We start from the raw sequence: 12265 nt of genomic DNA, 5'->3' as shown, positions 1-12265 counted from the left end.
GCCCTGGCTCAGGCCTCGGCCGCTTCGCTGTCGGCCTCGGGCTCCTCGGCCGGAGCTTCGACCCAGCCCGCCTTGATGCGCGCGGCCATGATGATGGCTTCGGCATCCTGGCGCGACAGGTCGAACCCGTCGAGATAGCCGGAATGGCGGGTGCTCTCGCCATCCTTGCGTTCGGTCCAGCCGACGAGATCGTCGGTCGCGCAACCCGCCAGATCCTCGACGGACTTCACATCGTTCTCGCCGAGCGCGACCATCATGGATGTGGTGATGCCCTCGACCTCGCGCAATGCGTCCTCGACACCCAGAGCACGACGCTTGTCGTCGAGCTCGGCTTCGACCGTCGCCAGGTATTCCTGGGCACGCGACTGGATCTCGCCCGCCGTTTCCTCGTCGAAGCCTTCGATCGAGGCCAGTTCGGCGAGGTCGACATAGGCGACCTCCTCGACCGAGCGGAAGCCTTCCGAGGCCAGCAGCTGGCCGACGGTCTCGTCGACATTCAGCGCGTTCATGAAGGTCTCGGTGCGCTGCAGGAATTCCTTCTGGCGGCGTTCCGATTCCTCGGCCTCGGTCAGGATGTCGATGTCCCATCCGGTGAGCTGCGAGGCGAGGCGGACATTCTGGCCGCGGCGGCCGATGGCGAGCGAGAGCTGCTCGTCGGGAACCACGACCTCGATCTTGTCGGCTTCTTCGTCGAGCACCACCTTCGCGACTTCAGCCGGCTGCAGCGCATTGACGACAAAGGTCGCGACATCCGGCGACCACGGGATGATGTCGATCTTCTCGCCCTGCAGCTCGCCGACGACGGCCTGCACGCGCGAGCCCCTCATGCCGACGCAGGCGCCGACCGGATCGATCGAGGAATCGCGGCTGATCACGGCGATCTTGGCGCGCGAGCCGGGGTCGCGGGCGACAGCCTTCACCTCGACGATGCCGTCATAGATCTCCGGCACTTCCTGGCCGAACAGCTTGGCCATGAACTGCGGATGCGTGCGCGACAGGAAGATCTGCGGGCCACGTGGCTCGCGGCGCACGTCGTAGACATAGGCGCGGGCGCGGTCACCGACCTTGAAGGTCTCGCGCGGGATCATCTCGTCGCGACGGATGATGGCCTCACCGCGGCCGAGATCGACGAAGACATTGCCGTACTCGACGCGCTTCACGGCGCCGTTAACGATTTCGCCGATGCGATCCTTGTACTCGTCATACTGACGATCGCGTTCGGCCTCGCGCACCTTCTGCACGATGACCTGCTTGGCCGATTGTGCGGCGATGCGGCCGAAGTCGAAGGGCGGCAGGGGATCGGAGATGACGTCGCCGACCTGCGCCGCCGGATTGTGACGCTTGGCCTCGGCCAGGGTGATCTCGGTCGAGGTGTTCTCGACCTGCTCAACGACCTGGAGGTGGCGCGCCAGGCGAAGTTCGCCCGACTTCGTGTTGATCTCGGCATGGACGTCGGTCTCGGCGCCGTAGCGCGAGCGAGCGGCCTTGGCGATCGCGTCCTGCATCGCGTCGACGACGATCTGCCGGTCGATCGATTTTTCGCGGGCGACGGCATCCGCGATCTGCAGCAGTTCGAGCCTGTTGGCGCTGACAGCCATGACGCTCACTCCTCTTCGTTGTCGTTCTGCGGAGCCGGCTTGGGCTGCTTGCCCGGGCGCGGTCCCAGTGATTTGCCCCTGCCCTTCTTCGGGCTGGCGATCTCGTCCGCCTGCGGCATCTCGGGCGGCAGGCCAGATTTGCCCCGCCGCAGCGATTCGGTGACCAGGGCGTCGGTCAGGACAAGCCGCGCCTCGCCAATGGCGTTCATCGGAATCGCGACGTCGCGCTCTTCCTCGGTCTTGGCATCGTCGCGCGAGAGCAGAGCGGTGTCGCCCTCGACGCCACGCAGGATGCCGCGGAAGCGCTTGCGGCCGCCGACCGGCTCGTGCGTGTCGATCTTGGCAAGGTGGCCGGCCCAGCGCGCGAAATCGCTCGGGCGCACCAGCGGCCGGTCGATCCCCGGCGACGACACCTCGAGATGATACGCGGCCTGGATCGGATCGTCGACGTCGAGCGCCGGCGAAACCGCCTGGCTCACCGCCTCGCAACCTTCGACGGTCATCGTGCCGTCCGGGAGTTCGGCCATGATCTGCACGGTGCAACCGTTCTGGCCGGAGACGCGCACGCGCACCAGCCTGTAGCCGAGGTCGATGATCGCCGGTTCGATGATGGCGGCGACACGCGCGGCCACACCGCTTTCGGTCACCACGCGCCTGTCCTGATCTGCTGCTGTCGGCTCGTTCATGTTCGGACTGCCTGCCTTCGCTCCGGCAGGGCTTGCGGCCAACAAAAAAGAGCGGGCCGGCCGGCCCGCTCTTGATCATCGGCTTACACCGAAACCAGAGCTGTTGCGTCGCTATTTAGTCCGCAACGGCCGGGCATGCAAGATCAAAGCTGCCCTGGCAGGAAGCAGGGTGTCGATGGGAACGCCATGTGACGGCAATGGTGCTTCCTTTCTGCGCCCGGCTTTATGCAATTGCGCTAACCGGCTGGTCATTCTTCTCGTCTAGCGTCGGCTGATGGTGCGTAAAGAGGTTGCGTAATGAGTTCGGTCAGCGCGCTGTTGCGTGATCTTGAAGCGACGATGTCGCGTGGCTCGGGCGATGAGCGCGTCCAGATCCTGATGCGTCTGACCGATCTCTTCGTCAGCACGGCCGCAACGATGGGCGATGACCAGATCAGCGTCTTCGACGTGGTGATCGGCAGGCTTGCCCGCGCCATCGAAACCCGCGCGCGTGTCGAATTGTCCGAGCGGCTGTCCATCGTGCCCAATGCGCCAGGTGGTGTGGTACGGCAGCTTGCGCTTGACGAGATCGCGGTTGCGCGTCCGGTTCTGGTCGGCTCGCCCGTGCTGTCCGATCAGGATCTGGTCGCGATCTCCGCCGCAAAGGGGCGCGACCATATGCTCGCGATCACCGAGCGTCCGGATCTCGCCGAACCGGTCACGGACTTCCTCATCCTGCGGGGCGGCCGTGTCGTGACCCACGCGGTTGCGGCCAACCAGACCGCCCGCTTCTCGCGACATGGCATGGGCGTGCTGGTGATGCGTGCAGTTCAGGATGACGGCCTGCAGGCGACGCTGGGAACCCGCAGCGACATCCCGCCGGAGCTGGTCGAGCAACTGACGCTGGCGGCGAAGAATTCGGCTCGCCGCAGGCTCGCCGCGACGTTCGAGCCGGCAATGGGCAGTGCCGTCGACCGCGCTGTCGAGCGCAGCGCCGACGCGGTCGCCGCGCAAGACCAGCTTCAGGATGACCTCGGCAAATTCAGCGCTGCGCTGGCCGACATCAAGGCCTTCCATGACCAGGGCAAGCTGGACGAGGCCAAGGTCGCCGAACTCGCCACCTCGGGTGCGACCGAACACGCCATCTGCGGCGTCGCTATCCTGGCGAGGCTTGGCCTGCAGGCAACAGAGCAGATCATCCTTGGTCCGGATCGCGATGCGGTGCTGCTCGTCGGCCGGGGACTTGGCTGGTCCTGGGAGACGACCCGCGCCCTGATCACCCTGCGCAAGGGCGATGGCAAATCGGCACCTGGGGTCGAGCGGGCCCGCCAGAACTTCCGTAACCTGACGCCGGTGACGGCGCAACGCGTGCTCGGCTTCCTCAGGATGCGCGACGGCGTGCAGTGAGATAGCTCGGCACGCGCCCGGCAGCGATGGCCTTGGCCTCGTATCGCGTGCGATTCCAGCCCGGATAGGGTTGGCGCCAGTCGTCGGCGCGCTCGTCTGTCCAGTCGAAATCCGGCGAGTGCAGCAACCGCGACAAGGTCCAGCCGATATAGTCGTCGATGTCGCTGGCGAAGCGGAAACGCCCCCCCTTCCTCAGCGCCCGTGCGAACAGGGCGAGGGTCCGCTCCGAGACGAAACGGCGTTTGCGTTGCCTGCGCTTCGGCCAAGGGTCGGGATAGAGCAGGTCGATCGCATCGAGGCCGCCTTCCGGCAGGCGCGGCAGCATCAGCGCGGCGTCACCATCCCAGAGCCGGATGTTGGTGAGACCTTCCCGCTCGATCACCGCCAGGAACTTCGCCATGCCGTTGACGAAGGGCTCGCAGCCGATGAAGCCGATCTCGGGACTCTCCCGCATACGGGACAGCAGATGCTCGCCGCCGCCAAAGCCGATTTCGAGCCGTACCGCCTCGACGGGTTTGGGAAACAACGCCTTCAGATCGAGGATCTCGCCTTCGGGCAGGCGCAGCCGCGGCAGGGTGCCCTCGATCAGCGCGCTTTGACCTTCCCGCAGTGGCTTGCCCTTGCGCCGGCCAAAGAAGGCTCGTTCGAGATCTCTCTCCAGGTCTCGTTCTTCGCTCATGATCCCAAAACCCCGTCGTCACCGGCGAAAGCAAAAGGCCGGAGCGAGAACGCTCCGGCCTTTCCGGGATCCGGTAGACCGAATCCCGTCATAACATCCGCGCTGGATCAGGCTACGGCCTTCTTCAGCGTGTCGATCAGGTCGGTCTTCTCCCAGGAGAAGCTGCCGTCGCGGCCAGCCTTCCGGCCAAAATGGCCATAGGAGGCAGACTTCGCGTAGATCGGCTTGTTGAGGTTGAGATGGGTGCGGATGCCGCGCGGGCTGAGATCCATCACCTCGCCCAGAGCCTTCTCGAGCTTGGCTTCCTCGACCTTGCCGGTGCCATGCAGGTCGACATAGATCGAGAGCGGCTTGGCAACGCCGATGGCGTAGGAGAGCTGGATCGTGCAGCGCTCGGCGAGCTTGGCGGCAACCACGTTCTTGGCGAGGTAGCGCGCAGCATAGGCAGCCGAACGATCGACCTTGGTCGGATCCTTGCCAGAGAACGCACCACCGCCATGCGGGGCGGCGCCGCCATAGGTGTCGACGATGATCTTGCGACCAGTGAGGCCGGCATCGCCATCAGGGCCGCCGATCACGAACTTGCCCGTCGGATTGACGTGCCAGACGGTGTCCTTCGAGATCCAGCCCTCGGGCAGCGTCTCGCGGATATGCGGCTCGACGATCTTGCGGACATCCGCAGAGGTCAGCGCGCCGTCGAGATGCTGGGTCGAGAGCACGATCTGCGTGACACCGACCGGCTTGCCATTCTCGTATTTGACGGTGACCTGGCTCTTGGCATCGGGGCCGAGCTTGGCAGCCGGACCTTCGCCCGCGTGGCGGGCCTTGGCCAGGACTTCGAGGATTTTGTGGGCGTAGAAGATCGGCGCCGGCATCAACTCGGGCGTCTCGCGGCAGGCGTAGCCGAACATGATGCCCTGATCGCCCGCGCCTTCTTCCTTGTTGCCGGCGGCATCGACGCCCTGGGCAATGTCGGCCGACTGCGAGTGCAGCAGCACGTCGATCTTGCACTTCTTCCAGTGGAAGCCGTCCTGCTCGTAGCCGATCGCGCGGATCGCCTTCCGGGCCGCCGACTTGACCTTGCTCTTCAGCGCCTTCTCGTCGAGCGAGGTGCGGACCTCACCGGCGATGACGACGCGGTTCGTCGTGGCCAGGGTCTCGCAGGCGACGCGTACCTGGGCCGGATCCATCCCGGCCTTGACGGCTTCCTTGAAGAACAGATCGACGACCTCGTCGGAAATCCGGTCGCAAACCTTGTCAGGATGACCTTCAGAAACGGACTCGCTGGTGAAGAGATAGTTCTGGCGTGACACGGACGAAGGATCCTTCATGCACGGGCAAGCTGGTGGCCGCCAGCACGGGCCCTGCCGGTGCGGGGCGCAGCGTTCTTGCAGCGAACGTGTTCGCCGTCAAGCGCTCTAATCCGTTTATCGGGAGAAACGTTCGTCAAGACGAACGTTGAGACGCTTCAATCAAGGCTTTTCAGCGTGTTCCTCGGCAATGGCCTCAACCAGATCGATAACCCGGCGCCGCACCTGCCCACTTTTTATGCGTACGAAGGCCTTGGTGAGCTGCACGCCTTCGCTGGTCGCCAGGAAATCCGAAATATAGGTCGTCGAGGCGGCGTCCGAGAAGCCTCCCGATGGCATGTCGCCGGATGGGGCGCCCTCGAAGAAGAAGGAGACCGGCACATCCAGCATCTTGGCGATCTGCTGCAAGCGGCTGGCGCTGATGCGGTTTGCGCCCTTCTCGTATTTCTGAACCTGCTGGAAGGTCAGCCCAAGTGCTTCTCCAAGCTTTTCCTGGCTGACGCCGGCAAGCATCCGGCGCATCCGGACGCGGCTGCCGACATGGCGATCGATCGGATTGGGGATTTTCTTCAGCATGGATCGACGGGCCTCGGATCAGGGGCATTCTGCCGAAGCCGCAATCCGGCAGTGTCCTATGGTCAACTACAATACACTGGATTCAACTAAATTGCTTCTTAACCGACATCTTTCGCGCTGGGAATAGTTCCAGTTGGAATTATTATGAACGGCGTAACCGCGAGATAAGCAAGAATGTTACAACAAGGCCTGCAAAAAAGACATCCCCGAGTTGCGCGTAAGGCGTAACTGAGGCGCGGCTGGGTAGCGCCGAGTCGAGCACCCCCTCGGTCCCGAGCGGAAGGCTGCCGGTGACCCTGCCATAGGCGTCAATGACGGCGGATATGCCGGTATTGGCGACGCGCACCAGGGGTAATCCTTGCTCCACGGCCCGTAACCGGGCCTGGGCGAGGTGCTGGTAGGGGCCGCTCGTCTGACCGAACCAGCCGTCATTGGTGAGATTGAGCATGAAGCCGGGCCTCGGGCCCTGCGGCATCACCTCACCGGGAAACACCGCCTCATAGCAGATCAGGGACGCGACTGGCGGCAAGCCACGCACCGCGAGCGGTGTCCGGCGTGCGCCGGCCGTGAAGCCGCCCGGCACCGCGACAAACTCGGACAGTCCGACACTCCGGATCAGGGTCTCGAGGAAGGCGGGCAGATACTCCCCGAACGGCACGAGATGGACCTTGTCATAGCTCGCGACGATCATGCCCTCATCGTCGACAACCTGGACCGAATTGAAGATCGGTGGCTGGCTTTCACCCGGCAGCATTTCGCCGGCGCGGGCCGCGCCCGTGATCAAGGTCGTGTTCGGCGGCAGCAGCGCCGCGATTCGCGAAAGCGCTCCGGGGGTGTGGCCGAGCAGGAAGGGAAAGGCCGATTCCGGCCAGATCAGATGGGTGACGTCCTGGACGCCAAGAGACGTGGGACTCGTCGCCCGGTCGCTGAGTGCAAGATAGCGGTTGAGGATCGCTTCGCCATTGCGCGGACTGAACTTGGCGTCCTGCGGCAGATTGGGCTGCATCAGGCGGAGTTTCACGCCGGGAACAGTGGGCGATGGTGCGGAGGGAATGCGCCACGCACCGAAGCCGAGCAGCCCGCACAGAACTGCGAGCGCCAGAACTGGCGCCTGCCAGCGCTCCGGGCCCGGTTTGCCGGTGCCTAGCGTGGCTGGTGCGGCGCCGAGTGCGACAGCCACCAAGGTCAGGCCATAGAGGCCGACGACCGAGGCAAACTGGGCAATCCATGACTGTCCGGCCAGCATCATGCCGTAGACGTTCCAGGGAAAGCCTGTCAGCACATGCCCGCGCAGCCACTCGCTCAAGGCGAGCGCGACGGCGAGGATGAGGATGCGGCCGCTGCCATGCGGCCAGACCAGGCGGGCGGCGCCGAAGGCCAGCGCCGGAAAGACGGCGAGGAAGGCGGGCAGGGCGATGACCCCGAGCGGCATGGCCCAGGCGAATTTATCGGCCTCGACGAGAAAGGCCGCACCAAGCCACCACAGGCCCGCGAGAAAGAAGCCAAATCCCCACCACCAGCCGGCCGCCATGGCAGCCCGGAATCGCGTCCCGCGGCTTGTGCCGACCGCACCGTCGATCAGCCAGACCGCAATGGTCATCGGCACGATGATCAGTGGCCAGAGATCGAGCGGCGGCAGGGCGAGGGCGCCGCTGGCGCCGGCGACGAGCGCGATCAGGCGCTTCGGCCAGCCCCAGGCGAGGATGACCCTGTCGGCCAGTGCAGCAAGGCGCATCAGCCGGGATCCGTCGTCGCTGGAGCTTCCGGAGTGGTCGGAACATTCCGATGGATGCGCAGCCGCTTGATGCGGCGCGGATCGGCGTCGAGAATCTCGAAGGCGAGCCCCTCCGGTCCCTGGATCAGCTCGCCCCGTGCCGGCACGTGCCCGGCAAGCGTGACGATGAGCCCGCCGAGCGTGTCGACGTCTTCGGCGACGTCCGTCTCGGAGAGGTCGATTCCAGTTGCGTCCTTCAGGTCTTCGAGTGTCGCACGGGCATCGGCGGTGAAACGGTTCTCGCCAGCCACCGCGATCGTCGGCGCGGTGTCGAGATCATGCTCGTCCTCGATATCGCCGACCACGATCTCGACCAGATCCTCGATCGAGACCAGGCCATCGGTGCCGCCATATTCATCGATGACGAGCGCGATATGCGTACGGGTGGCCTGCATCCTGACCAGCAGATCGACGGCAGGCATCGACGGCGGGACATAGAGCACGGGCCGCAGGATCTTGGCCGAAGCCAACGTTACGGAGAGATCGATGGCGCCGAGATTGGGGCCAGCCGTTCCGGGCTGCGGGCCGCGGCGACCGGGTTTGGCCCGGGCAGCGATGAAGTCGAGAAAATCGCGGATATGGACCATGCCGCGGGGGTCATCGAGCGTCTCGCCATAGACCGGGAGGCGCGAATGGCCGGCGGTGCGGAACAGGGCCAGCAATTCGCCGAGTGTTGCCTCGGACTGGACGGCGATGATGTCGGCGCGCGGCACCATGACATCGGCGATGCGGCGCTCGCGCAGGCTCAGAACATTTGAGAGCATGGCCCGCTCCTGCGGGCTCAGATCGGCGAGCTGCCCGCTCCCCTGGGCGAGTGCTTCGGTGATGTCCTCGCGAATCGTTGCCCCGTTCCGCAGGCCCAGCCGGTCGAGGAAATGGCTCAGCCATTGTGCCAGGCCGCGACTGGGAGGTTCGCTCTGGGAGGGTCTACTGTCGTCGCTCATGGTACGGGGTGATCTGCCTTGGTCTGTTCCGCGGGAGCGGCTTCTGGTTCGGTGCCGGCATAGGGATTGGCGATGCCAAGGCCCGCGAGCGCGGCGATCTCGAGCCCTTCCATCCGCGCCGCTTCGGCCTCGGTCTCGTGATCCTCGCCCAGCAGGTGCAGGAGGCCGTGGATGACGAGATGGCTGAGATGATCACCCATGCTCTTGCCTTCGCTCTCGGCTTCGCGCGCCACGGTCTCATAGGCCAGCACAATATCGCCGAGGACGGGGCTCGACCCGATCCGCTCCGGCGTCGCGGCTGGAAAGGAGAGCACATTCGTCGCCTTGTCGAAGCCACGCCAGTCGCGGTTGACGATGCGGATGCGCTTGTCGTCGGTGAAGAGCAGGCTGAGCTCTGCTTCGGCCAGCGGCTTGATGGCGGCGACGGTGAGCGCGGCTTCTGTTGCCCGGGCGACGCGCTCGCGCAGATCCGCGAGCGCGCGCCAACGACGCGACTGCAGGCGGATATCGATCGCAAGGCTTTGCGTTCGCGGCGCCGCGCGCCGCGAACGAGGTCGGTCGTTCATCGCGGCCTCTCCCGCGACAATGTGCGCCGCAGACCTTCGCCGTGGTCTTCATGCGGCGCCTCGGCGATGACGGAACGGGCGCGCTCCTCGCGCTCATCCCGCTCGCGACGAGAAGCATCCTCGTAGGCCATCACGATACGGCGCACGAGATCGTGCCGGACCACGTCGCCTTCCTCGAAATGGGCATGGCCGACGCCTTCGACGCCGGACAAGAGCTTCACGGCCTCGACCAACCCCGAGCGCTGTCCCGGCGGCAAGTCGATCTGGCTCGGGTCGCCGGTAATGATCATGCGCGAGCCCTCGCCGAGCCGGGTCAGGAACATCTTCATCTGCACGGAGGTCGCATTCTGCGCCTCGTCGAGCAGCACGACCGCATTGGTCAGGGTCCGTCCGCGCATGAAGGCGAGCGGAGCAATCTCGATCATGCCGGTCTGCAGGGCGCGCTCGACATGTCGCGCCTCCATGAAGTCGTTGAGCGCGTCATAGATCGGGCGCAGATAGGGATCGACCTTCTCGCGCATGTCGCCGGGCAGGAAGCCGAGGCGCTCGCCCGCCTCGACCGCCGGACGCGACAGGACCATGCGCTCGACCACACCTTGCTCGATCAGCGAGACCGCATGACCGACCGCGAGCCAGGTCTTGCCGGTGCCGGCCGGCCCCTCCGCGAGCACGAGCTCGTGGCGCTTGAGCTGGCGCAGATACGCATCCTGCGCCGCATTGCGGGCTCGCACGGGGCCGCGCTTGCGGGTGACGATCGCCTCGAACGAGGCCTTGCCGGTGTTCTCCGCCGGGAACAGCGAACGCTGGACGTTGCTTTCCTCGATGGCTCCATCGACCTCGCCGAGATTGAGCGGAGCGCCTGCCTTGGCGCGGGTATAGAGCGTCTTCAGCACGCGCCCGGCCTGCTCGGCCGTCTCGCGCGGGCCTTTGACGGTGACATGGTTGCCGTTCGGGCTGATCACGACACCGAGCCGGCGCTCAAGATGCGCCAGATTCTGGTCGTACTGACCGAAGACCAGACTGGCCAGTCGGTTATCCTCGAAGGATAACACGACTTCCGTGGCGGGGACCCCGTCGCGCGTCAGGCTCTCGACACGCGGCGATGCGCCCTCGCGGCGCGGCTCTCGATCGGATCTCGGGGTCACCTGGTCAGTCTGTGCCAATAGAGTCGTCTCCCTGGCGCGCGTGCCCGGCCGAACAGGGGCGTGAGGCCGGGTAGTCCTTCGGCATATCCGGACGCGTCGATCTCATCCTGATGACAGGCATTGAGAGCTGGCACGAAAGCTGGGCTTGGTGATCTGGCGCTCACGCGGCGAGCTCCTCTGGCCCGGCCTCTCGGCCGAACAGCGAATTGGAGCCAGCCCGTTCGATCAGCACCTTCACCATGTCGCCGATCTGATTCGCCTTGGTGTCGATCTGCACAGCCTGAAGGTATGGCGATTTCCCTGCAAGCTGTCCGGGGTGGCGTCCGGCACGTTCCAACAGGACATCGACGGTGCGGCCGACCATGGCGTGGTTGAAAGCCTGGCGGTGATGCTCGACGCGCTCCTGCAGGCGCAGCAGGCGCTCGCTCATCTCCTCCGGAGCGATCTGGTGGTCCAGCTCGGCCGCGGGCGTGCCCGGACGGGGCGAATATTTGAAGGTGTAGCTCGAAGCGAAGCCGATATCCTCGACCAGCCGCAGCGTCTCCGCGAAATCCGCTTCAGTCTCACCGGGGAAGCCGACGATGAAGTCGGAGGACAGCGCGATATCGGGCCGCGCCTTGCGCACGCGCTCGATCAGCCGGCGATACTCATCCGCGGTGTGCTTGCGGTTCATGGCTGCAAGGATGCGGTCCGAGCCGGCCTGCACCGGCAGATGCAGGAACGGCATCACCTGCGGCAGGTCGCGATGGGCGGCGATCAGCTCGTCATCCATGTCGCGCGGGTGGCTTGTCGTATAGCGAATGCGGGCGATGCCTGCGATCTCGGCGACGCGATGCATCAACCGCGCCAGGCCCCAGATCTGTCCGTCAGGGCCTTCGCCATGATAGGCATTGACGTTCTGGCCGATCAGCGTGACGTCGCGCACGCCGGCATCCGCCAGCCGCTCGATCTCGCTCACGAGTGCCGTGACCGGCCGCGAAAACTCGGCGCCGCGCGTATAGGGCACGACGCAGAACGCGCAGAACTTGTCGCAGCCTTCCTGGATGGTGACGAAGGCGGAGATGCCGCGGCCCCGGATGGCCGCAGGTTTTGGCGCGGGCAGAAAGCCAAACTTGTCGTCGATCGGCAGGTCCGTGTCGACGACGCGCTTGCGCTTCGCCTCCGCCAGCAGCTCCGGCAGCCGGTGATAGGCTTGCGGGCCGACGACGAGGTCCACGGCGGGCTGCCGGCGTTGGATTTCCGCGCCTTCAGCCTGGGCGACGCAGCCGGCGACGACGATTCTCGTCTCCTGGCCGGCGGCGTTCTGGCCATTCTTCAGGTCGCGCAGCTTGCCGAGCTCGGTATAGACCTTTTGCACCGCGCGCTCGCGGATATGACAGGTGTTGAGCAGGATGAGGTCCGCGCCTTCCGGCGCCGCCGTCTCCTCGTAGCCCTGCGCCGCCAGGATGTCGGCCATGCGCTGCCCGTCATAGACGTTCATCTGGCAGCCGAAGGACTTGATGTGGACTTTCTTCATCGTTTCGGATCGGGTCTCCAAACCGTCTCCTTACTCTGGATCGTGCGCCGTGAAAATGACCTCGCGCTATGCGTCCTTCACAAAG

General features: G+C 65.4%; 11 protein-coding genes. 1 reads left to right on the top strand and 10 read right to left on the bottom strand.

Annotated features, from left to right (window positions below):
* Positions 1-8 precede the first annotated feature (8 nt).
* Positions 9-1598: a transcription termination factor NusA gene (gene nusA, locus FG93_RS23225; RefSeq protein ID WP_043239088.1), complete on the bottom strand. Its 1590-nt coding sequence runs from the start codon at positions 1596-1598 to the stop codon at positions 9-11.
* A 5-nt stretch (positions 1599-1603) separates the two neighbouring features.
* Positions 1604-2284: a ribosome maturation factor RimP gene (gene rimP / locus FG93_RS23220; protein ID WP_052514097.1), complete on the bottom strand. Its 681-nt coding sequence runs from the start codon at positions 2282-2284 to the stop codon at positions 1604-1606.
* Between the two features lie 297 nt (positions 2285-2581).
* Here rimP and FG93_RS23215 point away from each other — a divergent pair, with 297 nt between their 5' ends.
* The gene (locus tag FG93_RS23215; protein ID WP_043239086.1) at positions 2582-3670 is read left to right on the top strand and encodes a DUF2336 domain-containing protein; all 1089 of its coding nucleotides are present in this window, start codon (positions 2582-2584) and stop codon (positions 3668-3670) included.
* Here FG93_RS23215 and FG93_RS23210 read toward each other — a convergent pair.
* From FG93_RS23210 to miaB, 8 genes are all read right to left on the bottom strand, one after another.
* Positions 3645-4349, bottom strand: coding sequence for a tRNA (guanosine(46)-N(7))-methyltransferase TrmB (locus FG93_RS23210; protein ID WP_043239083.1), 705 nt, complete (start codon positions 4347-4349; stop codon positions 3645-3647). The genes FG93_RS23215 and FG93_RS23210 overlap by 26 nt on opposite strands.
* A 107-nt stretch (positions 4350-4456) precedes the next feature.
* Positions 4457-5662 (bottom strand): methionine adenosyltransferase, encoded by a 1206-nt coding sequence (gene metK / locus FG93_RS23205; RefSeq protein WP_043239181.1) that lies wholly within the window; start codon positions 5660-5662, stop codon positions 4457-4459.
* A 159-nt stretch (positions 5663-5821) separates the two neighbouring features.
* Positions 5822-6235: a helix-turn-helix domain-containing protein gene (locus FG93_RS23200; protein WP_043239081.1), complete on the bottom strand. Its 414-nt coding sequence runs from the start codon at positions 6233-6235 to the stop codon at positions 5822-5824.
* Positions 6236-6377: 142 nt separating this feature from the next.
* The gene (gene lnt / locus FG93_RS23195; RefSeq protein ID WP_043239078.1) at positions 6378-7970 is read right to left on the bottom strand and encodes an apolipoprotein N-acyltransferase; all 1593 of its coding nucleotides are present in this window, start codon (positions 7968-7970) and stop codon (positions 6378-6380) included.
* On the bottom strand, positions 7970-8953 hold the full coding sequence (locus tag FG93_RS23190) for a hemolysin family protein (RefSeq protein WP_052514091.1): 984 nt from the start codon (positions 8951-8953) through the stop codon (positions 7970-7972). The genes lnt and FG93_RS23190 overlap by 1 nt, the downstream gene beginning before the upstream one ends.
* Positions 8950-9519 (bottom strand): rRNA maturation RNase YbeY, encoded by a 570-nt coding sequence (gene ybeY, locus FG93_RS23185; RefSeq protein ID WP_052514090.1) that lies wholly within the window; start codon positions 9517-9519, stop codon positions 8950-8952. Before ybeY ends, FG93_RS23190 begins: the two co-directional genes overlap by 4 nt.
* Positions 9516-10604, bottom strand: a complete 1089-nt coding sequence (locus FG93_RS23180) for a PhoH family protein (protein ID WP_081881776.1) — start codon at positions 10602-10604, stop codon at positions 9516-9518. The genes ybeY and FG93_RS23180 overlap by 4 nt, the downstream gene beginning before the upstream one ends.
* A gap of 220 nt (positions 10605-10824) precedes the next feature.
* On the bottom strand, positions 10825-12180 hold the full coding sequence (gene miaB / locus FG93_RS23175) for a tRNA (N6-isopentenyl adenosine(37)-C2)-methylthiotransferase MiaB (protein ID WP_043239075.1): 1356 nt from the start codon (positions 12178-12180) through the stop codon (positions 10825-10827).
* Between the last annotated feature and the right edge of the window lie 85 nt (positions 12181-12265).

Origin of the sequence: Allobosea sp. LC85, assembly GCF_000735605.1 — a bacterium.
In the GTDB taxonomy this organism is placed as follows: domain Bacteria; phylum Pseudomonadota; class Alphaproteobacteria; order Rhizobiales; family Beijerinckiaceae; genus Allobosea.
Note: the sequence above shows the minus strand (reverse complement) of the source record. Positions and strands in the feature narration are given on the sequence as shown.

What these genes read in the sequence shown, in the direction of transcription:
- nusA (WP_043239088.1), bottom strand. Translation starts at nt 1,598, where the DNA reads ATGGCTGTCAGCGCCAACAGGCTCGAACTGCTGCAGATCGCGGATGCC.
- rimP (WP_052514097.1), bottom strand. Translation starts at nt 2,284, where the DNA reads ATGAACGAGCCGACAGCAGCAGATCAGGACAGGCGCGTGGTGACCGAA.
- FG93_RS23215 (WP_043239086.1), top strand. Translation starts at nt 2,582, where the DNA reads ATGAGTTCGGTCAGCGCGCTGTTGCGTGATCTTGAAGCGACGATGTCG.
- FG93_RS23210 (WP_043239083.1), bottom strand. Translation starts at nt 4,349, where the DNA reads ATGAGCGAAGAACGAGACCTGGAGAGAGATCTCGAACGAGCCTTCTTT.
- FG93_RS23200 (WP_043239081.1), bottom strand. Translation starts at nt 6,235, where the DNA reads ATGCTGAAGAAAATCCCCAATCCGATCGATCGCCATGTCGGCAGCCGC.
- lnt (WP_043239078.1), bottom strand. Translation starts at nt 7,970, where the DNA reads ATGCGCCTTGCTGCACTGGCCGACAGGGTCATCCTCGCCTGGGGCTGG.
- FG93_RS23190 (WP_052514091.1), bottom strand. Translation starts at nt 8,953, where the DNA reads ATGAGCGACGACAGTAGACCCTCCCAGAGCGAACCTCCCAGTCGCGGC.
- ybeY (WP_052514090.1), bottom strand. Translation starts at nt 9,519, where the DNA reads ATGAACGACCGACCTCGTTCGCGGCGCGCGGCGCCGCGAACGCAAAGC.
- miaB (WP_043239075.1), bottom strand. Translation starts at nt 12,180, where the DNA reads ATGAAGAAAGTCCACATCAAGTCCTTCGGCTGCCAGATGAACGTCTAT.